Origin of the sequence: Nocardia sp. GP40, from assembly GCF_050434125.1 — a bacterium.
Taxonomy (GTDB): Bacteria; Actinomycetota; Actinomycetes; order Mycobacteriales; family Mycobacteriaceae; genus Nocardia; species Nocardia albiluteola.
Genome location: NZ_JBNPVW010000004.1, coordinates 637161 through 659935, shown reverse-complemented (window position 1 = coordinate 659935; position 22775 = coordinate 637161). Strand labels below are relative to the sequence as shown.

Genomic DNA, 22775 nt, shown 5'->3' with positions numbered 1-22775 from the left:
ACCCGACGAATCGGCACTGACAGCCTGACCGGAGCAGCACACAACGACCGGCGCGCCCCATCTGGGGGCGCGCCACACTAACGAATCCGAGCCACTCGATGACCACCGCCGCTCCTCCCCCGATATGGCCCGCGCTATGCTTGCCGCCCAGCCGTTCAGTGTCATGGTCGGCGCGGAACTCACCGCCTTCGGCCCCGACGGCGCCACCCTGGAGATCCCGATTCGCGACGATCTGCGCCAGCAGTTCGGCTATGCCCACGGCGGCGTGCTGGCCTATCTCGCCGACAACACCATCACCTACGCCGGTGGCGCGGCCCTCGGTCCGAACGTGCTGACCGGCGGCTTCACCATTACCTACCTGCGTCCGGCCAATGCCGCCCGCCTACGCGCGTTCACCCGCGTCATCGACGCCACCCGCCGCCAGGCGGTCTGTGAATGCCAGATCTTCGCGGTCCCCGCCGACGGCGATCCGGTGTTGTACGCCGACGGCCCAGGGAACGGTTCGAGCGATCGAACGAGAACTGGCCGGGCACAACAGCAACTAACGAGGACGGGGGCCGCCGTCAATCCTGCGGCGGCAGCCCGATGAGCTTGCAGTAGGCGTCGGCGATGGCCGCGGAATCGAGCGAGCCATCCTGGTGATACCAGCGATGGCTTTCGCTGATCATATTGAGAATCGCGAAGGTGATCACTGATGACGGCGCGTCCGGAAGCTGCCCCAGCGCCTGCACCTTTTCGACGACGCTCCGGACGGTGGCGACGAATTCGCGCTCATCGCGTTGCACCTGTTCGGCCACCGTCGGCTCCAGCCAGCGCTGCTCGCTTCGGTAGACGGCGAAGGTGAGATGGTTCGTGATCACCGCGGAGGTGAATCGGGTGATGATCGCTCGCAGCTGGGTGACCGGATCGCTGCCCGCCGCCAAGCCGTCGCGCAGCGCGGTCGTCATGTCCCGATCGACCTGTAATGCGATCTCACGCAACAGGTCTGCCTTCGATCCGACATAGTGGTAGATGGACGGCTGGCTGAGATCGAGCTGGGCCGCGATTTCTCTGGTGGTGCCCTTGCTGTAGCCACGCGAGGAGAAGACGGCCGCGGCGCCGTCGAGAATGCGGCGCCGCTTGTCCTCCCAGGCCGATTCCCCCTCGACCGGCGTTGACGCAGCCACGCGTGGGCCTCCCACCATTGGTTCCTCCGAAGTCGACACGTCAGCTTAGCCCGCAAGAGAATCCCGGAAACCCGCCGGAGGGCTGGGCCGGTCTCGGCGCCTTCAGATGTCGGCTGCCATGTTGCGCAGCGCGAGTCGATCTATCTTGTTGGCAGCGGTCTTCGGCAGTTGCTCCACTACTCGGATGTCTCGGGGTTGCTTGTAATGCGCCAGACTTGTCGCGCAGTAGTCGGCCAGCGCCGCCCGATCCAGAACCGTACCCGCATCGGTGACGACGAACGAGATCGGACGCTCACCGCGCCGTTCGTCAGGCACTCCCACGGTGGCGGCATCGATGATTCCCGGGAAGTGGCACAGTGTCTCGTCGATCTCCCGCGGATACACATTGAACCCACCGACGATGAGCATGTCCTTTTTGCGGTCGACGATGAACAGATAGCCGTCCTCGTCGAGATAGCCGATGTCTCCGGTCACGAGCCAGCCGTCTGCGAAGGCCCCGTCGTTCTGTGCCGGATCGTGATATCCGATGGTCATATGCGGTGCTCGAACCTGGATTTCACCGGCTTCCCGGACATCCGCCAACCGGTTCGGATCGTCTGGATCGATCACCTGGACCTCGACCGAGACCGCTGGCAGCCCAACCGAACCCAGTCGCCCACGGGTATCCGAGCGATTGCAGGTGATCGGCGCGAGTTCGGTCATCCCGTATGCCTCGCGGATATCCACACCGGTCCGACGCAACCACCGCTGGTGCAGCGCGGCCGAGAACCTCGACCCACCACCGGGGCAGACACGCAGGGTCGCCAGGTTCGCGCGATTGGTGTGCTCACTCGACAACAGACCGGCGTAGATCTCGGCCGGCCCGCCACCGAACACGGTGACGCCGTGATCGCGGATGGCCGTGGCGACCGCATCGGGCTTGAATCTCTGGCAGATCACGACCGTGGCCTGGCCGTAGACCGGATTGAGGATGCCCATCAGCAATCCCCAAATATGAAACGAGGGCGCCACATTCAGCCACACCTCGGCACCGAGCCGGGTCGGCCAGCATGCCTCCATCCCGGAAACGGTGAGCATCAAGGTGCGGTGGGTGTGATCGACGCCCTTGGGCACTCCTGTGGTGCCGCCGGTGAACATCATGGTCGCCAGTCGATCCGGCGGAGGCAGCTGGTCGTCGGTGATGGTGAGCGTCTCGTCGCCGCACCAGGATTCGAGGGCCAGCTCGCCGGTGCCGACCTCGATGAGTTCGAGACCGAGCGACTCCGCCGCGATGGAGATCTGATCGGCGGCCTCCGCCGTAGCGAGCACCGTGCCCGCCCCGGATCGTTCGAGCAGTACGCGCAGTTCCCGGCCGGTGAAGCCGGGATTCATCAGGGCTACCTGCGCACCCGCCAGCCAGGCGGCGAAGATCGCGGTCGACAATTCGGGGCCGTTGGGCATGATGACCGCGACCGGGCGTCCGGCCACCACCGATCCGGACAGGCGGCGCGCCAAACCCACCGCCGACCGACCCAGTTCGGTGTACGTCAGCGTCCGGTCGCCGCAGACGATCGCGGTGTGATCCGGTGTCTCCGCCATTGCCCGGCGCAGGCATTCGACCACGCTCGCGGACGGCTCGCGTTCCGGGCGGGCCGTCATCTCCTCGGTAGTCACAGCGGCCACCACAACCTCCAGTAAAGCGAAGACAGAATTTGTCGAGTTCTTGCGGGGTGATCAATCGGAAAGGTGCGCGACGGAGGGCGCGAGTTCGGGAATCGTGCCGACTCCGATGTCCGCCAGCGCCGCGTCGTATTCGGCGCTGAGTGCGGAGACGACCTCGGCCACCGATTCGGGACCACGGACCGCGCCAACGCCTTCCCCGGCCGACCACACATCCCGCCAGGCCTTGGAGTCGGCGATGGCGCCGGAGAAGTCGATGCCGGTCGGGGCGCTGGCCAGCGCCCGGTGCCGATTCAGGCTCGCGGTGAGCCAGTTCGCGGCGACCCCGGTCACGCTGTCGGAGGTGGTGATGTCCGCGATCGTCGCGTCGATCACCATCCGGCGATGTCCCTCGGGCGCGCGGCTCTCGGTGGTCGCGAGCAGCCTGGTGCCGACGGTGACGATGTCGGCGCCGAGGACGCGCATGGCGAGAACGCCGGCGCCGGAAGACACCGAGCCTCCGGCGATCAGTGGCCCGTCCCAGAATTCGCGAATCGCGGCAATCAGTGCGAAGGGGCTGTATTTTCCCGTGTGTCCCCCGGCGCCCGAACAGACGGCGGACAGACCGTCAGCGCCTGCGGCAATGGCGCGACGGGCCTGTTCGGGTGTGCTGATGTCCGCGAGTACCAGGCCGCCCCAGCGATGGACGGCGTCCAGGGCGCGTTGCGGAGTCCCGAGCGCGGTGATCACCAGGGGCGGCGCTGCCCGTCGCAGTAGTGCCAGTTCGGCATCGAGTCGGTCATAGGTGCGGTGCACGATGAGGTTCACCCCCCACGCCCCCGCCTCGGCTCCGGCGGTGATGGTCTCCAGCATGGCGCTCAGGTCGTCGATGGTGCGCGCATTGGCGGCCGGAAATGTTCCGATGATCCCGGAACGTGCTGCGGCGGTGACCATTTCGGCGCCCGACACCAAGAACATCGGAGCCGCCATCACCGGTATCCGCAACGATGCGACGAGCTCGGCGAACTGTCGACTCGTGGATTTCATGACCCTTTCCCTTCACCATTGCATTGCACCGATTTCCGATCGGTCCGGCGCCTGCAGCGCCTTGCGGGCGCGACGGACGAGATGTGGTGCGTCGAGCGCCAGCACGGCGGTCGGACGCCCGCCTCGGAACCAGGTCACCGCCTGTCCCGCCCGCGGATCCGGGCAAATCTCGGCTGTGTCCGCTCGGCCGTGGCGGCCGATATAGTGCAGGCTGTGGCCCAGTTGGTGTGACCAGAAGTAGGGCAGAGGATCATAGGACTCGTTGGCGCCCAGGATGTTCCGCGCCGCGACTTGCGCGGAGTCGGCCGCATGATGCCAGTGCTCGAGATGCATGTCGCATCCGTATCTCGCCGAGCGCCACGCGATCGCGTCCCCGGCCGTGTGGACGCCGGGCAGGTTGGTGCGCAGATATTTGTCGGCGGCGATGAACCCCGAATGATCCAGGCTGATCGGGGAGGCGTCCAGCCACGAGGTCTCCGGTGACCCGCCGATTGCTGCGACGACCAAGTCGGCGGCACGACGGCTGGAATCGCTGAGCAGCGCTCCCGCGGAGGTGGTTTCGAGGACTTGAACCCCGGTCGTCAGCCGGATCCCGAACTCGCTGTACCACCGTCGGATCTCATCGAGCACCGAATCGGGTACCGTGGACAGGGCGGGGCCGAAGTCGGGACCGACGACCGAGACTCGGCAACCGGCGGCGGCTGCCGCAGTCGCCACCTCGGCCCCGATCAGGCCCGCCCCGACTATCAGGACCCGCCGGCCCGCGATCAGCTCGGTGCGTAGCCCGACGGCGTCCTCGAGATTCCGCAGGACCCGAGCCGGTGGTGCTCCGGGGCCACTCGGCAGTCGCCGAGGCCGCAGACCGGGAGCGAGCACCGCCGCGTCGAACGGGAATTCGCCAGCCGTGGTGAGGATTTCGCCCGGACGGATGCCGACCGCGGCGGTTGCGGTATGCAATTCGACGTCGAGATCGGCGAGGCCGGGGCGCAGTGTCGGCTGAATCGCCTGTCCCGCCAGCAATTCCTTCGACAGCGGCGGGCGATCGTAGGGCTCGACCGATTCTCGCGTTATCAGCGTGAGCCGCCCCTGGAAGCCATACGAGCGCAATGTCACTGCCGCGGTGTGCCCGGCCAGACCCCCTCCCACCACGACCACTCTTTCCGGCGGGGCCATCACGACTTCTCCCCGCTGGTTGGGCGTGCGGCCCGCCGCCCGCGTACTTCCAGCCCACCGTCGCTGGGAAGGACTGCGCCGGTGACGAATCCGGTGTCGGCGGGGCAGGCCAGCGCGACGTAGAGACCGGCGTGCTGTTCCGGCTCGCTCACGAATCCGAGCGGAATCGTCCTGGCGATGCTGTCGAGCAGTCGGGTCTCCTCGCGCAGGTGGCGGTCGCCACCGAGTCCAGCGACACCCGTCAGACCGGTGCGGGTGGCCCCGGGGGCGACACCGTTGACCCGCACGTCCGGCGCGAATTCGTAGGCGAGTTGCCGGACCAGCCCCACCACCGCGTGTTTGGACGCCACATATAGTGCACCGCCGCCGCCTGCGTAGGAACCGCTCGACGAGCCGGTGAGAATGATGGAACCCCGGCTGCGACGCAAGGCGGGACTCGCCGCCCGCACACCGAGCAGGTAACCCAGCACATTGATGCCGAACAGCTCGTGGAAATTGCCAGGCAGCTCGCAGAGCTCCACGTCGTCGAGCTTGGCGCCGTAGTCGTACGCCCCGACATTGCCCACGTAGATATCCAGTCGCCCGAACACGTCTAGCCCGCACGCGGTGGCCGCGAGGTGAGCGGCGGGATCGCGGACATCGCCGACGACGGCGGCGACGCGGTCGAAATGCGTCTCCTCGAGCGCGGCGGCCAGCTGCTTGTCTCGTTCCAGCACAACGACGTTCGCGCCCTCGCGCACGTATCGCTCGACCACGGCGCGCCCGATGCCGTCACCGCCGCCGGTGACGAGGGCAACCCGCCCTTCCAGTCGACCCATCAGAGTTGTCCTATCAGAAGAAGGTGTTGATGTTCTTGGCGGGCAGCGTCGCGTGGCTGAGTACGACTTTCCGCGCCGCGATCCGCAGCCGCCCGTCGAGGCGGCGCAAGCGGTCGACCCGCCTGCCGTAGAGCACCGCCGAGTCGGTGCCGCCTTGGCCGCGGTAGTTCACGAAGACCGAGTGCACGGTCAATTCCCCAGGGACGTCGCACAATTCGACCTCGATATTGGAGATGACATGCAAATGCCGGGTCGCCGGATCCTCGCCCCACGCCGTCGGCACGGTGAAGCGGTCCACCCGGTGCCGGAGATCAGCGACGGTGTCGTCGAAGTACGCCATGCGGTGCGGTGCGTAGGTGCCCGAGCGGTCGTGACGGCCCCGATTCTCGATGCCGGGCACCCAGTAGGTCGCGTCCTCGGTGAACAGCGCCAGCCATTCGGGATAGCGTTCTTCGTCGAGCAGTCGCGCTTCCCGCGCCGCGAAGGCCATGACCTCGAAATAGAGTTCGCTGTCCACGGTTTCGGCCGATTTGGGGTCAGCGGTCGGTGTCATCGCGAGGCCCTTTGTCCAGGAGTTCGTCCCAGTCGGTCGAGGTCATCATCTTCGACCACTGGAGGTAGAACGCTCGTTGATTGGCGTCATTGATCTGTCCGCGGTAGACATTGCCGGGCAGTTCGGGGTGCTCCACTCGGCTTTCCAGGCCGAGTCCGTAGTGCAGCGGCTGCTGCCGGGTCACGAATCCCCGATTACTGTGCGTCGAGCCCTCCCAGTTCTCGCCGTCGTCCATTTCGAAGACACCGGAGGGCGAGAAGGTCAGCATCGCGCCCTTGCGCCAGGCGTCCTTGACCTCTTGCGGCGCATTGCGGTTCACCAGCACCCAGGTGCGCAGCTCGGTTTTGTGCGGGCCGAGCGGCTGCCAGGTGCGGAAGGTGTTCTGGCCGGGCAGGAACGAGAAGTTGGGGAAGACATTGGCCGAGCTCACCGAGCCCACCATCTTCGCCCGGGTTGCTCCGAGCCGGGCCTCGAACGCGCCGCGCTGGTCGCGCAGGTAGCTCAGAATGCGTTTGTCGCCGAGCGTGGCCGCGTTGCCGACACCGTCGAGGTTGAATTCCCAGCAGTGGCCGTTGACGTTCACGTGGTAGCTCTCGCTGGCCTCGTCCCCGAGCGTCGCCACCGGCCCACCGAGCATCGCCTCGGCACCGGAAGCGTGCGTCCATCCGGCGTGCAATGCGTCTCCGGCGAAGTTTTCGGCGGCGATCTTCCAATTGCAGCCGAGAATCGAGGAGATGCAGCCGCCTGCGAATTCGGTTCCGCCCGGGTCGTTGTCGAGCATGACGTCGAGGTAGAAGGTGAAATCGCCGAGGAATTCGGTGAGCGGCGGCGCGCTCGGGTCGAAGGTCGCGAACAGCAGGCCCTTGTAGCTATCGACCTGGGCCACCGGGGTCAAGCCCACCCGGGAGCGGTCGAAGCTGGGTTCGCGGTCGTAGGAACCCGATTCGTGCATGCCGCGCAGCGACCCGTCCAGGCCGAACGACCAGCCGTGGTAGTTGCAGACGAATCCGCGTGCGACCCCGACCTCCGCCGAGCAGACGCGGTTGCCCCGGTGTGGGCAGCTGTTCAAGAACGCCCCCACCGCGCCGTCGCGGTTGCGGACGACGATCACCTCGTCCTCACCGATGCGAGTGGTGAGGAATGAACCGGCTTGCGGGAGCTGGCTTTCGTGGGCGATGAACACCCAGGCGCGGGCGAAGATGCGCTCGAGCTCGAGCTGGTAGATCTCCTGCGACCAGAAGATATCGCGGGGCAGCCAGCCCTCGTTCAGCAATCGCGGGTCGACGGCCGCCGATACCGATTTACTCATAGTTCGTCACTTCCATTGCTACTGGTCCTGCGCACGGAGATCTGGCCGTCTTCGACCGACACCGCGAACGTCGCCAGGGCCTGGGTGGCTGGAAAACACAGCGCGCGACCGGTGCGGATATCGAATTCGGCCCAGTGCACCGGGCAGACGATCGTGTGGCCTTCCAATTCGCCCTCCGACAAAGAGGCGGTGGCGTGGGTGCAGGTGTCGGCGGTCGCGTAGATCTCGCCGTCGACGCGGTAGATCAGCAGCGGCGGCCATCCCTCCGGAGTCACGCGCACCATCTCTCGGCCGTCGAGCAGACCGACCGGCCCGATGTTGCACGCCGCCGACGTGCTGGTGGTCATGACGGGATCCGTTCGACGGCCCGGGTCGGGACGAGTTCGGCGAATCCGAGGCCGGTAATCCATTCCGGCACAGCCTCATAGGCGATGACATTGCCGGTGCACGGGCCGAGCGCAGCCATGGCGGCGACGAAGTTCCGGATCTCCAGGCCCCCGTTGCCGCCATGCTCGAGGATGTACTCATCGCTGAACGAGACGAGGGTCTGCACATCGCCCGCGGCCACGAGATCCAGGACCATGCGATCGAATTGCTCGTTCACCCGGCCCATGTCGCCAGTGCCGACCCAGTGGCTGATGCCACCGCTGCCGATGACGACCACTCGCTCGTCCGCGTCCCAGCTCTCCACGGCCGCCTTCAGGTTCTGCCCGATCTGCTCGGCCCGCCGCAACGGCAGCAGCGGCTCGACGCCGCAGGCCAGATAGATCGGCACCACCGGAAGCTCCGCGTCCGCACCGATCCGGAAGTATGGGATCGCGACCGAATGGTCGACGGTCAGCGAATCGGCTACCGCCCAATCGATTCCGGTGCGATGTCCGTGACTGACCAGATGGCGCGCCAACGCCTTGTTGTCCGGAAATTGCCGCTTGCGCATGCCTGGAAGACGTTCCAGCGGCCCGTCGACATCCCCGCTGCCGATCAGCGCCTGCGGCAGGCAGCCGGGGCCGAACAGCAGATAGTGGTCGGTGCCGATAATGATCAGCGTGGTGGCCGCGAGATCCGCCACCCGCCTTGCCACTTCGGCGTACGCCTCAGAGATCCGCTCCCGGACCGCCTCAGGCGGCGCCTCCGGATCGGTGAGGACCATCGGGTCGTGCGGCACGAGGAAGCCGCCTACCAGCTCAGCCATTCTTACGGTCCTTCCGAATCGAGAGGGTATGGCCGCCTTGGAGTTCGGCCAGATAGCCCGGCAGGCTGCGATCGCCGAAGGTCATCCACAGCCCCCACAGCAACATGGGGTTCGCACCGCGGTCCCGGAGCGCCGGGAGGTCGATTCCGCCGACGGCCGCGCGCTCGTCCGGGTCTAGCCGGTAGCGGTCGAGGAATCCGGTGGTATCCGAGACGAAGCCGTCACGCGCCTGTTTGCCCGCGACGATGTCGTAGAGCGCCTTGTCCAATCCCGATCGGCTCATCACAGCCCGCCCAGGAAATCGCGTACCTCACACAGGAATTCGCTGCGCCGCTCCAGCTGCACCCAGTGACCACACCGCGAGAACACCTTCAGATCGGCATTCGGGATGTGGTGCTCGGCCCGCCAAGCCAGCTCGACCGGAATAAAGCGATCCTCGCGACCGTGCAGGATGAGCGTCGGCTGGGTGATGGCGCGCAGCGACTCCTCCGGCACGCCCTTGACCGGCGTACCCTCCGGACCCGGCTCGGGAATGAGCCGCCGATAGGCCTCCTGCGCGCCGGGACGCGCGCTGGCCTGGTACCGCTGCCGGACCAGATCCTCGGTGACCAGAGCCGGATCGTGCGCCATCATCCGCAGGATCCGGCGCATTTCGCCTTCGTCGGGCTCGTAGTACCAACCCGACCGCAGACCTTCCGTCATCTCGAAGGTGCCCACCGGGGTGCCGAGCAGGACGAGCCCGTCGACCCGCTCCGGATGCCTCAGCGTCGCGGCCAGCGACAGCCCGCCACCGAAACTGTTGCCCAGCAACGTCGCCGAAGGCAGTTCGAAGGCATCGAGTACGTCGACGAGCCACCGCACCCACAGCTTGGTCCCATAGGTGGTGTTTGCAGGCCCGACCGAGGCTCCGAAGCCCGCGATATCGGGTGCGATCACCAGGAAATCCTTGGCGAGTTCGGGGATCACGCTGGACCAGTTCGCCTCCGCGGAGACGCCCGGGGCGGAACCATGAAGCAGCACGATGGGTCGGCCCGCTCCCGCGGTCAGGACCTTGGTCGGAATTCCTCCGGCCTCGACGACGCGCGTTCGCGTGACGTCACGGTCGGCAACGCTTTGCGACATGGATACGACCCCTTCCAGGCGTTCGATTGATCAATTGATTGATCGAACGATAGAACCGGCCGCCGTCGGGAGTCAAGGGTGGGAGGTCAGCGCGGATTCGGCCGCGTCCGTCGGGCCAGCATGGATTCCACGCCGACCGCGGCGGCGCGCACCGGACCGATGTGTTCGCCGGGCCGGAAGCGCGAGGTGGGACCGGTGACCGAGATCGCGGCGAGGGGTTGGCCGTCGACGCCGAGGATGGGGGCGGCGACGCAGGCAATCCCGGCCGAAGACTCTTCGTACTCGAAGGCGACGCCCTCTTCGAGCACGCGGTCCAGTTGGGCGCGCAGCAGGCCCGGTCCGACGATCGTGCGCGGGGTGCGCCGGATCAGGCGGCCGGACAGGATCCGGTCGACGATCGCCGGTTCGCAGTGGGCGAGCAGAACCCTTCCGATCGCCGTGCAGTACAACGGCATTCGGCCGCCGACCCGGGAGGGTGCGGGCGCCTGCCGATGACCACCGATCTTGCTGATGTAGACCACCTCGTCGCCGTCCAGCACACCGAGGTGGACGGTCTCGCGGGTGCGGGTGTACAGGTCCTGCATGAAGGGGACGGCCACCTCTAGCACGGTGCGTTCGACGGACGCACGCAAGCCGAGTTCGAACAACCCCCGCCCCAGGCTGTAGCCCGCCGGGGACGACGTGAGCAGGCGCGCGGCGACCAGGTCCTGGCACATCCGGTGCACGGTCGCCTTCGGCAGGCCGGTTCGCCGGGCCAGCTCGGACAGGCCGACCGCGTGGTCCTCGACCTCGAACGCGTCCAGAATCAGCACGATCCGCCCCAGTACCGAGCGCGGATCCAGGCTCGAAGTCATGGGAATGCCTCATTTCCGGCGACCGGTCCACTCACCGGACCGGATTTGCTGCGCGGGCCACAAGGGCCGAGGTGGACTGATCGCCGCCCTCACAGTACGACACGAAAGGAGGTTGTCGTGTCATCAGTTGTCGACGAGGCGATCGTCGCCCGCGCGGCGCGACGCCTGGCGGAGGCCGCCGCGACCTACCGCCCCTGCGAGCCACTGCGCGATCTGATCGACCCGGACGACGTGCACACCGCCTACCGAATCCAAGAACGCTTCAACGCCATCCGAGTCGGCGCGGGAGCCGACGTGGCCGGCCGCAAGATCGGCGCGACTTCGGTCGCCGTCCAGCAGCAGCTCGGCGTGGACCAGCCCGATTTCGGAGTCCTGTTCTCCGATATGGCCTTCGGAAATCGCGGCGAGATTCCGATCGCGCGGCTGTTGCAACCGCGAGCGGAGGCCGAGATCGCGTTCATCCTCGCCGAGGATCTCGCCGACGGGCCGCTCGACGATGCCCAGTGCCGCCGGGCCGTCGGCGCCGCGGTCGCCGCGCTGGAGATTGTCGACAGTCGAATCATCGACTGGGACATCTCATTTGCCGACACCGTCGCCGACAACGCGTCCAGTGGTGTGTACGTGCTCGGCGAGGAGCAAAAGACCCTCGATGAACTGGAACCGGCCGCGGTGACCATGAGCATGGAGATCGACGGCGAGGTGGTTTCGACCGGCACCGGGGCGGCGTGCCTGGGCGATCCGCTGCACGCGCTGTCGTGGCTCGCGCGGCAGGCAAGGACCTTTGGGAATCCGCTGCGGGCCGGGCAAGTGATCTTGTCCGGTGCCCTGGGACCGATGCGTCCCATTTATTCGGGCGCGGTCGTCGACGTGCACATCCATGGACTCGGCCAGGTGTCGGCGTCCTTCTTGTGAAAGGAAATCCCTTGAGTGACAATACTGTTCGCACCAAGATCGCGATCATCGGGTCCGGGAACATCGGCACCGATCTGATGGTCAAGATCCTGCGACGCTCCCAACTCCTCGAGACGGCCGCCATGGTCGGCATCGACGCGGAATCGGACGGGCTCGCGCGGGCGGCGGCCATGAATGTTCCGACGACACACGAAGGCGTGGAAGGGCTGCTCCGCATGCCCGGCATCGATGCGATCGACATCGTCTTCGACGCGACGTCGGCGAAGACGCACGAGCACAACCACGCTCGGCTCGCACCGCTGGGCAAGCGCATGATCGATCTGACACCGGCCGCGATCGGGCCGTTCGTCGTGCCCGCGGTCAACCTCGGCGATCACCTCGACGCCCCGAACGTGAACATGGTGACCTGCGGTGGCCAGGCCACCATTCCGATCGTGGCCGCCGTCTCGCGGGTGGCGCGCGTCGCGTACGCCGAGATCGTCGCCTCCATCGCGTCCCGGTCGGCCGGCCCCGGCACGCGAGCCAATATTGACGAGTTCACCGAAACCACCTCGCACGCAATCCAAGTGGTGGGCGGCGCCGAGCGCGGAAAAGCGGTGATCATCCTCAATCCGGCCGAGCCGCCGCTGATCATGCGCGACACCGTCTACTGCCTGGTGGAGGCCACCGATCCCGGCAGCCACGAGCGGATCCGGGCGTCGATCGAGAAGATGGTCGGCGAGGTCGCGGCCTACGTGCCCGGCTATCGCCTCAAACAAGAGGTCCAGATCGACCCGATTCCATCCGATCAGCCGGTGCACACCCTGCTGGCCGACGATGCTCGCCGCGCGCCCACACACCGTGTCTCAGTATTCCTGGAGGTCGAGGGCGCCGCGGACTACCTGCCCGCCTACGCCGGGAACCTCGACATCATGACCTCGGCGGCCGTCCAGGTGGCGGAGCGAATCGCACAGTCGCAGAAGGAGAATGCCCGATGAGCCCGACCAAACTTTTCATCCAGGACGTCACCCTGCGCGACGGCATGCACGCGGTTCGCCATCGGATCGCGCCGGAGGACGTCGGCGCGATCGTGGCCGCCCTCGACGCCGCGGGTGTTGACGCCATCGAGGTCGCCCACGGCGATGGCCTCGCGGGCGGATCGGTCAACTACGGTCCCGGTTCACACAGTGATTGGACCTGGCTCGAGGCGGCCACCACCAATATCACCCGAGCACGCCTGACCACGCTGCTGCTACCCGGCGTCGGCACGGTCGAGGATCTGCGCCGCGCCTACGAACTGGGTGTCCGATCGGTGCGCATCGCGACCCACTGCACCGAGGCCGACGTTGCCGCCCAACACATTTCGACCGCGCGCGAGATGGGCATGGACGTCGCCGGCTTCCTGATGATGAGCCACATGGCGGCATCCCCGCAGCTGGCCGCACAGGCGAAACTCATGGAAAGCTATGGCGCGCACTGCGTCTACGTCACCGATTCCGGCGGTCGGCTCACCATGGACGATGTGCAGGCACGCATTCGGGCATACCGCGATGTTCTCGCCCCCGGAACCGAAATCGGCATTCATGCCCACGAGAACCTCTCGCTGTCGGTGGCCAACTCCGTCACCGCCGTCGAACACGGCGCCATCCGTGTCGACGCCTCGCTCGCCGGACACGGCGCCGGTGCCGGAAACACGCCGATCGAGGCATTCATCGCAGTCGCGAACCTGCTGGAATGGCGGCACGGCTGCGACATCTTCGCCCTGCAAGACGCGGCCGACGACCTCGTCCGCCCGCTCCAGGACCGACCGGTCCGCGTCGACCGCGAAACACTGACCCTCGGTTATGCGGGCGTCTACTCGAGCTTCCTGCGGCACGCCGAAGCCGCCGGCGCCCGATACGGCATCGACGCACGCACCCTGCTCATGGAGGCCGGTCGACGGCGACTGGTAGGGGGCCAGGAGGACATGATCGTGGATATCGCCCTGACCCTTGCCGCAGCGCGAGGCCCGGCCTAGGCCCCTGAAATAGTTTGTCGAGTAGCTTGCACCCGATCGCTGTAATTGCCTGCGGCAGTGTGCATTTCGTTGCGATAATTGACATCGCTGTCGTTGTCGTGGAGGTAGGCCGTCGATGTTGAGGGTCGCGGATCAGCAGATCTCGTTGCGGGATGTGGTGTTGCCGCCGGAGATGGTCCAGCTTCGTCGATGAGTTGGCTCGCATCGACGCCTACCTCGACGACGAACGGTTCATCGCGCCGTGGCATGGGATGTTCGATGCCCGTTTGGGGCGGCCGTCGGTGCCGGTCGACACGCTGCTGAGACTGCTGTATCTCAAGCACCGCTACCAATTCGGATACGAGACGCTGTGCCGGGAGGTGGCCGACTCGATCACCTGGCGGAGGTTCTGCCGGATCTCCCTGGAAGCCCGCGTGCCGCATCCGACCACGTTGGTAAAACTGGTCGGGCGGGCCGGTCCGGAGGTGTTCGAGCAGCTCAATGCCGCGCTGGTAGGCAAACTGACCGAGGACAAGGTGCTGCGGGCCCGCAAGCTGCGCATCGACACCACGGTCGCGGAAGCCGACATCGACCACCCCACCGACGCCGACCTGCTCGACCACGGCGTCCGCAAGCTGGGCGCGCTGGTGCGGCGCATCAAGGCGGCCGGCGCGGCGCAGCGGACAGCGTTCCGCGACCGCAGCCGCTCGGCAGATCAAGCAGATCAGCCGCACGCTGTGCCGCCGGACCGGCCAGGCCCTCAGCGAGATCGACCGGCTCACCGGTGAAATCGCCGACATCGCGACCGCCACGGTCACCGAGGTGGCCGCGGTGACACGCAGCGCCCATCGGACGCTGGGTCGTCGCCCGTCTCGGCGGTTGCAGCGGCTGGTCACCGACCTGGAAGACACGGTCGCAGGCACCCGACGGCTGCTGGCGCAGACCGCGCAGCGGCTGGTATCGCTCGCCGACCCGGACGCACGCCCGATCCGCAAGGGTAAGCCCCCGCACCCGACCCAGTTCGGCTACACCGCACTGATTGTTGAAGACGACCGTGGTTTCATCCCGTTCCACCAGGTCAACAAGGGCAACCCCAACGACGCGCGGCAACTGGTTTCCGCTGTCGAGCAGGTCGTCACGGCTACTGGCCGCGTCCCGGCCACAGTGGTCGGCGACCGCGGCTTCGGTAGCGCGGCCAACGACAAAGCCCTGGCAGAACTCGGAGTACGACACATCGGCCTGCAACGCAGCGGCACCCTGAGCAAGACCCGCCGTGAACACGAACACACCCGCTCCTTCCGACGAATGCGGAACTGGCGCATCGGCGTAGAAGCCCGAATCAGCCACCTCAAACGAGGATTCGGACTGCGCCGCACCCGGATGCGCCGCCACAGCGGAGCCCGAACCTGGATCGGGCTGGGTATCTTCGCCTATAACCTGCAGCGGATGACCGTGATCACCCGGTGAACACACCCCACGGCCGACGCAGGTCCGAAAACCACCGGAGTCGAAACCCAACCAGCGACCCGCCCTGGACTCGCCAAGCCCTCCGACGACTATTTCAGGGGCAAGTAGCTAGAGGAAGACCCGGTTCCCCGATGGCCCGAGGAACTGGTTACCCAACGCGACCAGGTGAATTCGGCACTAACGGATGCCCTGCGGGCCTGTGCCGGACGGCATCCCGACATCGACTACGAGCGAATGGTTTTCACGGTGGTCGACCTCCCCTACGGAGCTGCACGAAGGTATCTGCTCGCCGAGCAGCCCATGCCAGCAGACCTCGACCAACTGATCACCGTGACCTGCCACGCGGTCAGTGCGACCGGACGACGACAGAAAGGGGGGCGACCGGCGTCAGGCTAACCTCGTGCCGGGTGGACCGTCTCGGCCCACTCGGCGGCCTCAATGTCGGGCATGTGTAGTAGATCGATGGAGTCCACCAGCCGATCCCAGGTGGTGTGATAGACGACGGCCAGTCTCTTCAGCATCTTCGGCGTCGGACGCGGGCGCATCCGAGCCGCCCGCCCCAGCGGCCAGGACTCGAATTCGGAGATGCACGCGGCTTGTAGGCTGCTGGGACGTCCGGGCGTGTAGTAGGATCTCTCGCCGGCCCAGGGGTCGGCACGATCGATGAGAATGGTGCATTCCTCGTCGAGCAGCTGGTTGTACCTCTCGGCCGTTCTGCTCGGTGAGTTCGTTGGCCAGCCGCCAAGCCCGGCGGGGTCGGCACCCCGCGGCAGAGCAGTTCGCTGGCGACACGTTCACGCAGTTGGTCCTCGCTCAGGTCGGCGTCGAAGAGGACCAACCAGATCCGTTTGCGTGCGTCGCTATCGAAGTCCTGGATCTCCGGTTCCAACGTGTGCTGCCGAAGACGCGGTGTCCGCCGACCCGGCGTGTCCTCGAAACCTCGAGCGCCGACGTGTGCGCAAAGCCCCTTGAGGCGAGTCACCTGGCGTGTATGGGGCGTACACAGCGGAAGGCCCCTGACCACTCCGAGATCCGGGACCTTCTCTGGTGGAACTCTTATCCCTGGTTCCCAGCGATCGAACTTCGCTGGGTTCTCGGCGATTACTACCGGACCCCACAGAAACTGGAACCTCGGAGACCCGTGCCAGCTCATCCATGACTTTGACAATCATCGATCCGTCGAGGGCCGGGTCTGGCAGTCCTCTGCCAAGGGTCGTCCGCTGCTGGGGCTCAGCCATCGAAGCGACGCAACCGGAAGCCGGGCTCAGGCGCGGGTTTTGTGTGCGGCGCCGACGGCTTCGGAGAGGTTGGAGTAGCCGTGTTCGCGGAGTCTGGCCGCGAGGCCGCGGTGGATGTGTTTGGGCCAGAGGAAGCCGCCGTAGATGAGGCCGGTGTAGCCCTGCAGAAGGGAGGCTCCGGCGAGGATGCGTTCCCAGGCCTGCTCGGCGGTTTCGATGCCGCCTACCGAGATGAGGACCAACTCGTCGCCGACGCGGGCGTAGAGGCGGCGCAGGACTTCCAGGGAGCGGTCGGCGACCGGCGGACCGGAAAGTCCGCCTGCGCCAATGGGTTCCACCTCGGCGGCCGGGGCGGCCAGGCCGTCGCGGCGGATGGTGGTGTTGGTGGCGACGATGCCGGCCAGGCCCAGTTCGACGGCGAGGTCGGCGACGGCGTCGATGTCCTCGTCGGACAGGTCGGGGGCGATTTTCACCAGAACCGGGACCGATACCTCGTCGAGGACGGCCTGCAGTATGGGGCGCAGGGAGGTGACGGCTTGCAGGTCGCGCAGGCCGGGGGTGTTGGGGGAGCTGACGTTGACGACCATGAAGTCAGCCACGGGGCCGAACAGCTTGGCGGAGATGGCGTAATCGCCGGCGGCGTCTTCGGGTTCGACGACCTTGGTCTTGCCGATATTGGCGCCGATGGGGACGCCGCCGGGCAGGCGATGAGCCAGATGCTCGGCGGCGGGTGCGGCGCCGAAGTTGTTGAAGCCCATGCGATTGATGAGCGCGCGGTCCGCGGGCAGGCGGAACAGCCGGGGGGCGGGGTTGCCGGGTTGGGCCTGGGCGGTGACGGTGCCGATTTCGGCGTAGCCGAAGCCGAGCGGGCCCCAGGCGTCGACACCGTCGGCGTTCTTGTCGAAGCCGGCAGCCAGACCCAGCGGCGCGGGGAAGTCCACGCCGAAGACGCGGGTCGCGAGGATCGGGTCGGTATCGACGAGCATCGCGCCGGTGAGCTTGCGGCCCGGGAAGTACCGAGTCGCGAACTGCATGGCGGCGAAAGCCAAATGGTGGATGGTTTCCGGCTGCAGCCGGAACATCACCTTCAGCAGCAGGGCGTACAGGCGCTCATACATAAGGGGTTACATCACCGCCTCGGGTGTCGTGGATAGTAGGGCATTGGTCTTGCGGCGGCGCAATGAACACCCGGCGGCCGCCGTCGGTGTAGGCCCTGTACCCGCCAGAGTTCCCAGCCGCGACAACGGAACAAGGCAGCGACGTGTCCGGCCTGGGCATGAGCCAGTAGCAGTGGATCGGCTGGGTGGTTCGTCTCGGAGTCGACCCGGGATCTCGAACGGATCAGCATCCGGCGGCTCATGTTGATGGCCGCCGATCCGGCGACGGCTTCGCATGCGGGGCGAGGTGCTGGTCATCGACGAAGCCGCCATCACCTGCCGACACTCGGCGGACCTCTCTCAACCACCCTGAGCAAACAGCACCTGCGGCGCAGCGACACTCTCGCCGATCCCGCCTGATTCGTCCAGCGCCCCCTTCCCGCCACCGGGAACCCCACCTGCGCTTTCTCATCGCAGCCACGCTGTCACTCTGCGCCGAAGTGCATCGACGCACGCTAACTCGCTTGTGCGCGTACCGTGCGACACCCCGGACGGCGTCGACATGCCCCTTGTCACACTCCAACCTTCCATACGGTGCCGTACATACAGTGTTACGCTCCACTTATACGCCACCGTATAACGGTTAGGAGGCCGCGATGGAGCAGCCGTATGAGAATCGAATGATCAAGTGGGCCGGCGGAATCCTCGCCTCTATCGGTGCCGGGCACCTCACTGTCGGACTCTTGGCAAGTTCGGCCTATTTCGGGGACTGGCTGTCGTTGCGGCTTTGGGGCCACTGGTGGGAGGACACGACACCGGCAATGTCCTTCTGGGCCAACCCAGCCGGTTTCGGCCTGCCACTGACGCTCATCGGCTTGCTGGTGGTGTGGATGGACCGGAACGGCGTTGTTCCACCAGCCTTCCTGGCCTGGACGGTGCTCGTCTGGTCCGCCATGTGCGCCTACTGCGTCGAGCCGACCCCAGCACCGGTGGTGGTGATCACCGCCGGCGTGCTTCTTTATGGCATCCGTCGCGCCGCCACGCACATCGAGCCAGACCGGACCGCAGCCGTGTGAGCTAGCGACTGCGAGGTCTCACAACAGCACACACTTCGCGATTACCCCTGCTCGGGATGCGTTGGGGCGCTTCATAGTTGACCGACTGGCTGGTGATCTGATCTTGGGGTGCCGAGGGTCCTGTTTCCGCACCTCGATGGGTTGGCGATCGGCGCGGATCGCGCCGTCGGTCCGACGGTGCATACCGAGGCAGCCACCCGCGATGAGTCAGCAGGTTGTCCGTGCTGCTCGACACCGTCGCGGCGTGTTCACAGCCGCTATCGGCGGCGGCTGTCCGACACATCGATCACCGGCCGGGAGGTCGTCATCGTCTTGCGGGTCCAACGGTTGAAAAACCAGAATTCAAACCGTGGGGTTTCCGTGGGCCTAACGCTAACCAACCCGAACCATCTCACAGCCGAAGGGCCCCAGCGGCGCATCAAGCCGGTAAGCGCGCGGCAGGTGACATCCAAGGCATGACCTGCGGGTTCGGTGAATCGTTGATGATCGACGTTCGTCTCGCACCAACTGGTCCGCGGCTGTATCCCACGTCAACCCCGCGCGCGTGTCAACATCGCTCCAATGGTGACCCATCCCGATCCGGCATCACCGGGTCAGTATTGGGGCGTCGCCGACAGCGTGCGGGGAGCACCAGCTACCGGCCGAGCTGGACCTTGCGGCGCAGGGCTCAGCCCCGCGCGTGCGGGGAGCGTCGGTCCGTGCCGAACATGATGCCGTGCAACTGGGGCTCAGCCCCGCGCGTGCGGGGAGCGTGTTGCAACGTCAAGGCAAGATTGCTGTATGACGGGCTCAGTTTCGGCAGAACGTGAATACTGGATCTGGCACGGTATGCGTGATTGACCGGGCCTGGATTGTCAACGGGCGCTTGATGATCGATCATGTCGATGGTGTTCTGATCTTGGATCGATCGAGGTCCTGTTCCCGCATCTGGATGGGCTGCACCTCGACGGCATGACCGCGGTCGGGTTCCGGGTGGACCTTGAGGTGAACCGCTGCCGCGTCATGAACCTCTTACCCCGCAACAACTAGTGCTGCGTTCCTTAAAGGTGATAAATAGAACGGTGGCGTAGGGTCCTGGGTTTCGGTGCTGGTCGGCCCCAGACCCATGGTCGTGCGCGGGCGTTGAGGGCGGTGGTGGCTTGGCGGGTGGCCTGGTCGATCTCGGTGTGGTCGGCGAAGGTTTGGCCGGCGAGGGCTTCTCGCCGGAAGATCCGCCGCCACGGCTCTTGCAAGTTGAGCCAGCACGCCCCGACCGGGATGAAGGCGTGTTTGATCCGTGGGTGATCCTCGAGCCATTCGCGGGTGGATTTGCTGTTGTGGCTGGAGAGGTTGTCGGTGATCACGTAGATGTCGCCGACCGGGTTGGCCTGTTCGATCATTTCGAGGAAACGCTGATAGTTCACGCTGTTGCGTGAACCGGCGGTGAGCGTGATGGCCTGGCCGTCGCGGACGCGGATCGATCCGTAGACCCAGATCTTGTCCGGGCCTCGCGAGTATTCCAGGGGCGCCTTGATGCGGTGCCCATCGACCGACCACCCCGGCGCGGGTCCGAAAGTGCGGGGTGAGACCGGGCCCAGCTCGTCGGCGCAGACTACCGTGGCCCCGGCCGGCGGCTGCGTGTAGAGACCGACGATATGGGTCCTTTTGGGACGAAGTACGGATCCTTGCTCGTCGTCCACGACCGCGGACGACGCCACCTGATCCCTTCTGCCACAAGAATTCTGCGAACCTGACTACGACCCACGACAATGCCTTCGGAGCGCAGAGTCTCGGTCAGCGAATCCAGCGTCCAGCACGAAGGTGCCCCGTCTTGCTCGGCTTCCAGAGCACCATCGGATCGCCGTGTCAAACGCCCCGGGGGTGTGGTGGCGACCAAGGCCACGATACGACTGCGCTCCGTCTCGGTCAGCCGAGGTTTACGCCCCGACCCCCGACGATCACCGAGCCCCTCCACACCGTGAGTGTTGAACCGCCGCAGGCGTTCACGCACCGTCTGCGGATGACATCCCAACTCATCTGCGATCATCGCGGTGGACTTCCCGTCCCAGCTCGCCGTGATCATCCGCGCCTGGCGAATCCAATCACCCGGAGCATGCCGAGCTCCGGCAAGCTTACGAATCTTCCGCTCCTCCAACACATCCCGCGCAGGACGTGCAACCAGCACCTTCGGCAGGAACCCACCCAATCACACCCGAACCAACAAGACCCACAACAAAATACACGATCATTGAGGAACGCAGCACTAGTTCCTGTTCAGGCCGAATCTTCGCGACAGCAGCACATTCTTCCAATAGCTCTCGCGCGCAAGCACGTGCTCGTCCGCCGTTCGCATCGACCAGAATTCCAGGAGCGCGAAGCGCAGATTCCTGCGCGCATAGTCCGCGCCCTGTTCGCCGACCGATTCACGCAGTTCGACGTTGCCGCCGTGCAGCGACTCGACATACTCGCGCAAGCGCGCCCAGATCCCCGTGTCGCCGTATGCCGAGCCGACGTAAGGCTTGCCCGTCACCTCGTCGTGGATGAGGTCGACGCCCTTCATGTGCTGCAACGCGCCACGCCAGTCGCGCCAATCCTGTTTGACAGCGACCTCGAGAACACCCAGAGTGTGGTTGATCTGGTCATGACCAGGAAATGGCTCACCGGCGTATGGCAGCTCGAGGACAGACATGACCTCCATCTGGTCCAGGTACGTCTCCATGTTCAATCGGACGGTTCGCCCCGGTGGTTTGAACGAGACGACGAGGCGCTTGATGAATGCGCCCATCAGGTCGTCTCGCGGATCGATGTCGTAGGAGCCTTCACCCGGAGTGGGTTGGCGCCCAACGACTTCGAAGACGCCGCCGAACAGCCAATGGGTCGGATTACTTCTGCCTCGGGCGAGCGAGAAGATGAACCGGCGGTTGAAATCGTCGCGGGTGCCACGCCACCGGTTCCACCCCACCCACTCGTCCCAGGATCGGACTGCCTTCGGACATCGCCCCCGTGGTCGGCTGGCTCGTCAGCGACGACGCCCGCTGGGTCTCCGGGCAGACCGTCCGCGCCAACGGCGCCATGTTCTGATCAGCCAGATGCCGGGCGCCCCGCATGGAAACTCGCGCTGCCGGACCAGTTGCTGAGCCGGACCTCCGACGATGCCGCGGAAACCCGCTCCGAACGGAAATTCTCCGGGATTTCACTCACCTCGAGCGGTCGGCCCATCCGGCAGGCGACCGACTCGATCACCAGTGCGCGACAAGGGCTTAGGACCGCCCTTGTCGCGGCTGGCTCGTCGACGCCGCATGCGGATCACGATCAGGGCCGGTGGTATCAGCGGCGATGGATCGCGTCCACCGCCGGTCAGCGCTGACTGCGTCAAGGTGCGATTACCCGGAAGTGGGCACGCAGAGAGCAGGACTCCACCCCTTCTTCGTCGATGCGCATGCAAATTCCCACTCGTTCGCCGTCAAGGTGAAACAGCGAACCAGATGGTGGTCGCGATGGCCACCGGCACGATCATCGAACGTCTCTGACGACAGTCCGACGCCGAGACGTTCGCCCTCGGTTCGGTTCGCGCACCGGTCGACAGTAACTCTGCGTACTACGAGCCGGTTCGGTCCGAGGCGCCGGACTTATCGCCGGCTCGCAGGCGTTCGATCTGAATACGGCTGAGCTGCTGCGCTTTTCGCATGTGTTCGATGATCACTTCGAGCTCGGCATCGGTGTGCTCGCCGAGCATGGATTGCCACCCTTCGCCGAGGTCGTCCCAGACCGCGGTGACACGGGCGACACGTTCGGGCACCGGGGTCACCAGCACGCGGCGCCGATCGTGCACGTCCGGCACCCGGGTGACGTAACCGTCGCGCTCGAGCCGGTCCACAAGGCGAGTCGCCGAACCGGTGGTCAACCCGGTCATGTCGGCGATCTGCTTCACCGTGAGCGGCGCGGGCTCGGCTGCCAGCAAGCTCAGGCCCTGCACATCCGTGGAGTGCAGTCCGAGCCGGTCGGCGACGGCCTGGTTGAACAGGGTATACGCGGCCATGTAGCGGCGCGATTCGTTCGACAGCTCCTCATACAACGCCCGCCGACGCTCAGATGTCATCCAGATCACACTCCTAATTAGCTGCGCGGCGCAGCAATATCCGCTAACTTACTGCGCGGC

The 22775-nt window shown here is 66.1% G+C and carries 24 protein-coding genes and 1 pseudogene; 7 read left to right on the top strand and 18 right to left on the bottom strand.

The features are described 5' to 3' along the window. The first annotated feature begins 124 nt into the window (after window positions 1-124). Window positions 125-589, top strand: coding sequence for a PaaI family thioesterase (locus ABH933_RS16235; RefSeq protein ID WP_429455040.1), 465 nt, complete (start codon window positions 125-127; stop codon window positions 587-589). Here ABH933_RS16235 and ABH933_RS16230 read toward each other — a convergent pair. From ABH933_RS16230 to ABH933_RS16175, 12 genes are all read right to left on the bottom strand, one after another. Further along, complete coding sequence (locus ABH933_RS16230; RefSeq protein WP_429428015.1) at window positions 564-1166, bottom strand: TetR/AcrR family transcriptional regulator; 603 nt, start codon at window positions 1164-1166, stop codon at window positions 564-566. The two genes, ABH933_RS16235 and ABH933_RS16230, sit on opposite strands and share 26 nt — an antisense overlap. Before the next feature lie 102 nt (window positions 1167-1268). Next, window positions 1269-2828, bottom strand: coding sequence for a class I adenylate-forming enzyme family protein (locus tag ABH933_RS16225; protein WP_429428013.1), 1560 nt, complete (start codon window positions 2826-2828; stop codon window positions 1269-1271). 51 nt (window positions 2829-2879) lie between these two features. Next, on the bottom strand, window positions 2880-3851 hold the full coding sequence (locus ABH933_RS16220; RefSeq protein ID WP_429428011.1) for an NAD(P)H-dependent flavin oxidoreductase: 972 nt from the start codon (window positions 3849-3851) through the stop codon (window positions 2880-2882). Between the two features lie 12 nt (window positions 3852-3863). Beyond that, the gene (locus ABH933_RS16215) at window positions 3864-5000 is read right to left on the bottom strand and encodes an NAD(P)/FAD-dependent oxidoreductase (RefSeq protein ID WP_429428009.1); all 1137 of its coding nucleotides are present in this window, start codon (window positions 4998-5000) and stop codon (window positions 3864-3866) included. 23 nt (window positions 5001-5023) lie between these two features. Continuing rightward, complete coding sequence (locus tag ABH933_RS16210; protein ID WP_429428007.1) at window positions 5024-5842, bottom strand: SDR family NAD(P)-dependent oxidoreductase; 819 nt, start codon at window positions 5840-5842, stop codon at window positions 5024-5026. Between the two features lie 13 nt (window positions 5843-5855). Beyond that, window positions 5856-6395, bottom strand: a complete 540-nt coding sequence (locus tag ABH933_RS16205) for a 3-phenylpropionate/cinnamic acid dioxygenase subunit beta (protein ID WP_429428005.1) — start codon at window positions 6393-6395, stop codon at window positions 5856-5858. Continuing rightward, window positions 6379-7704 carry an aromatic ring-hydroxylating oxygenase subunit alpha gene (locus ABH933_RS16200; protein ID WP_429428003.1) on the bottom strand — a complete coding sequence of 442 codons (1326 nt, stop codon included), beginning with the start codon at window positions 7702-7704 and terminating at the stop codon, window positions 6379-6381. The genes ABH933_RS16205 and ABH933_RS16200 overlap by 17 nt, the downstream gene beginning before the upstream one ends. After that, window positions 7701-8051: a non-heme iron oxygenase ferredoxin subunit gene (locus tag ABH933_RS16195; RefSeq protein ID WP_429428001.1), complete on the bottom strand. Its 351-nt coding sequence runs from the start codon at window positions 8049-8051 to the stop codon at window positions 7701-7703. Before ABH933_RS16195 ends, ABH933_RS16200 begins: the two co-directional genes overlap by 4 nt. Then, window positions 8048-8896 (bottom strand): hypothetical protein, encoded by an 849-nt coding sequence (locus ABH933_RS16190; RefSeq protein WP_429427999.1) that lies wholly within the window; start codon window positions 8894-8896, stop codon window positions 8048-8050. Before ABH933_RS16190 ends, ABH933_RS16195 begins: the two co-directional genes overlap by 4 nt. Then, window positions 8889-9179, bottom strand: a complete 291-nt coding sequence (locus ABH933_RS16185) for a hypothetical protein (RefSeq protein ID WP_429455039.1) — start codon at window positions 9177-9179, stop codon at window positions 8889-8891. Before ABH933_RS16185 ends, ABH933_RS16190 begins: the two co-directional genes overlap by 8 nt. Next, a complete protein-coding gene (locus tag ABH933_RS16180) occupies window positions 9179-10018 on the bottom strand; it encodes an alpha/beta fold hydrolase (protein WP_429427995.1) in 840 nt (279 codons plus the stop codon). Before ABH933_RS16180 ends, ABH933_RS16185 begins: the two co-directional genes overlap by 1 nt. A gap of 86 nt (window positions 10019-10104) precedes the next feature. Continuing rightward, window positions 10105-10872 (bottom strand): IclR family transcriptional regulator, encoded by a 768-nt coding sequence (locus ABH933_RS16175; protein ID WP_429427993.1) that lies wholly within the window; start codon window positions 10870-10872, stop codon window positions 10105-10107. Window positions 10873-10989: 117 nt separating this feature from the next. On the opposite strand from ABH933_RS16175, the gene ABH933_RS16170 reads away from it, so the two are divergent. The 4 genes and pseudogenes from ABH933_RS16170 to ABH933_RS16155 all read left to right on the top strand — a co-directional run bounded on the left by ABH933_RS16170 (window position 10990) and on the right by ABH933_RS16155 (window position 15226). After that, on the top strand, window positions 10990-11784 hold the full coding sequence (locus tag ABH933_RS16170) for a 2-keto-4-pentenoate hydratase (RefSeq protein WP_429427991.1): 795 nt from the start codon (window positions 10990-10992) through the stop codon (window positions 11782-11784). 11 nt (window positions 11785-11795) lie between these two features. After that, entirely contained in the window at window positions 11796-12761 is a 966-nt protein-coding gene (locus ABH933_RS16165; RefSeq protein ID WP_429427990.1) for an acetaldehyde dehydrogenase (acetylating), read from the top strand. After that, entirely contained in the window at window positions 12758-13780 is a 1023-nt protein-coding gene (gene dmpG, locus ABH933_RS16160) for a 4-hydroxy-2-oxovalerate aldolase (protein WP_429427988.1), read from the top strand. The genes ABH933_RS16165 and dmpG overlap by 4 nt, the downstream gene beginning before the upstream one ends. Window positions 13781-13895: 115 nt before the next feature. Next, window positions 13896-15226: pseudogene (locus ABH933_RS16155) on the top strand (ISNCY family transposase). 392 nt (window positions 15227-15618) lie between these two features. On the opposite strand, the gene ABH933_RS16150 reads toward ABH933_RS16155, so the two are convergent. Both ABH933_RS16150 and ABH933_RS16145 read right to left on the bottom strand, forming a co-directional pair. Further along, window positions 15619-15747, bottom strand: coding sequence for a hypothetical protein (locus ABH933_RS16150; protein WP_429427986.1), 129 nt, complete (start codon window positions 15745-15747; stop codon window positions 15619-15621). A 743-nt stretch (window positions 15748-16490) separates the two neighbouring features. Next, complete coding sequence (locus tag ABH933_RS16145) at window positions 16491-17570, bottom strand: quinone-dependent dihydroorotate dehydrogenase (RefSeq protein ID WP_429428120.1); 1080 nt, start codon at window positions 17568-17570, stop codon at window positions 16491-16493. 647 nt (window positions 17571-18217) lie between these two features. Between ABH933_RS16145 and ABH933_RS16140 the strand changes: the two genes are divergently transcribed. Together ABH933_RS16140 and ABH933_RS16135 are read left to right on the top strand one after the other, a co-directional pair. Further along, entirely contained in the window at window positions 18218-18637 is a 420-nt protein-coding gene (locus ABH933_RS16140; RefSeq protein WP_429427984.1) for a DUF6463 family protein, read from the top strand. Window positions 18638-18745: 108 nt separating this feature from the next. After that, entirely contained in the window at window positions 18746-19096 is a 351-nt protein-coding gene (locus ABH933_RS16135; protein ID WP_429427982.1) for a transposase family protein, read from the top strand. A gap of 581 nt (window positions 19097-19677) precedes the next feature. Here the strand turns inward: ABH933_RS16135 and ABH933_RS16130 are convergent. From ABH933_RS16130 to ABH933_RS16115, 4 genes are all read right to left on the bottom strand, one after another. Further along, the gene (locus ABH933_RS16130; protein WP_429427980.1) at window positions 19678-20334 is read right to left on the bottom strand and encodes an IS630 family transposase; all 657 of its coding nucleotides are present in this window, start codon (window positions 20332-20334) and stop codon (window positions 19678-19680) included. Beyond that, window positions 20229-20699 carry a helix-turn-helix domain-containing protein gene (locus ABH933_RS16125; RefSeq protein ID WP_429427978.1) on the bottom strand — a complete coding sequence of 157 codons (471 nt, stop codon included), beginning with the start codon at window positions 20697-20699 and terminating at the stop codon, window positions 20229-20231. The genes ABH933_RS16130 and ABH933_RS16125 overlap by 106 nt, the downstream gene beginning before the upstream one ends. Window positions 20700-20879: 180 nt before the next feature. Next, window positions 20880-21578 carry a GIY-YIG nuclease family protein gene (locus ABH933_RS16120; RefSeq protein WP_429427976.1) on the bottom strand — a complete coding sequence of 233 codons (699 nt, stop codon included), beginning with the start codon at window positions 21576-21578 and terminating at the stop codon, window positions 20880-20882. Between the two features lie 636 nt (window positions 21579-22214). Next, the gene (locus ABH933_RS16115) at window positions 22215-22715 is read right to left on the bottom strand and encodes a MarR family winged helix-turn-helix transcriptional regulator (protein ID WP_429427974.1); all 501 of its coding nucleotides are present in this window, start codon (window positions 22713-22715) and stop codon (window positions 22215-22217) included. Window positions 22716-22775: the final 60 nt, after the last annotated feature.

Excerpts from the sequence above, each read along its gene's own strand:
- ABH933_RS16200 (WP_429428003.1), bottom strand. The coding sequence starts at position 7,704 with ATGAGTAAATCGGTATCGGCGGCCGTCGACCCGCGATTGCTGAACGAG.
- ABH933_RS16175 (WP_429427993.1), bottom strand. The coding sequence starts at position 10,872 with ATGACTTCGAGCCTGGATCCGCGCTCGGTACTGGGGCGGATCGTGCTG.
- ABH933_RS16195 (WP_429428001.1), bottom strand. The coding sequence starts at position 8,051 with ATGACCACCAGCACGTCGGCGGCGTGCAACATCGGGCCGGTCGGTCTG.
- ABH933_RS16205 (WP_429428005.1), bottom strand. The coding sequence starts at position 6,395 with ATGACACCGACCGCTGACCCCAAATCGGCCGAAACCGTGGACAGCGAA.
- ABH933_RS16185 (WP_429455039.1), bottom strand. The coding sequence starts at position 9,179 with ATGAGCCGATCGGGATTGGACAAGGCGCTCTACGACATCGTCGCGGGC.
- ABH933_RS16235 (WP_429455040.1), top strand. The coding sequence starts at position 125 with ATGGCCCGCGCTATGCTTGCCGCCCAGCCGTTCAGTGTCATGGTCGGC.
- ABH933_RS16150 (WP_429427986.1), bottom strand. The coding sequence starts at position 15,747 with ATGCTGAAGAGACTGGCCGTCGTCTATCACACCACCTGGGATCGGCTG.
- ABH933_RS16220 (WP_429428011.1), bottom strand. The coding sequence starts at position 3,851 with ATGAAATCCACGAGTCGACAGTTCGCCGAGCTCGTCGCATCGTTGCGG.
- ABH933_RS16115 (WP_429427974.1), bottom strand. The coding sequence starts at position 22,715 with ATGACATCTGAGCGTCGGCGGGCGTTGTATGAGGAGCTGTCGAACGAA.
- ABH933_RS16125 (WP_429427978.1), bottom strand. The coding sequence starts at position 20,699 with ATGATCACGGCGAGCTGGGACGGGAAGTCCACCGCGATGATCGCAGAT.
- dmpG (WP_429427988.1), top strand. The coding sequence starts at position 12,758 with ATGAGCCCGACCAAACTTTTCATCCAGGACGTCACCCTGCGCGACGGC.
- ABH933_RS16190 (WP_429427999.1), bottom strand. The coding sequence starts at position 8,896 with ATGGCTGAGCTGGTAGGCGGCTTCCTCGTGCCGCACGACCCGATGGTC.
- ABH933_RS16210 (WP_429428007.1), bottom strand. The coding sequence starts at position 5,842 with ATGGGTCGACTGGAAGGGCGGGTTGCCCTCGTCACCGGCGGCGGTGAC.
- ABH933_RS16180 (WP_429427995.1), bottom strand. The coding sequence starts at position 10,018 with ATGTCGCAAAGCGTTGCCGACCGTGACGTCACGCGAACGCGCGTCGTC.
- ABH933_RS16140 (WP_429427984.1), top strand. The coding sequence starts at position 18,218 with ATGGAGCAGCCGTATGAGAATCGAATGATCAAGTGGGCCGGCGGAATC.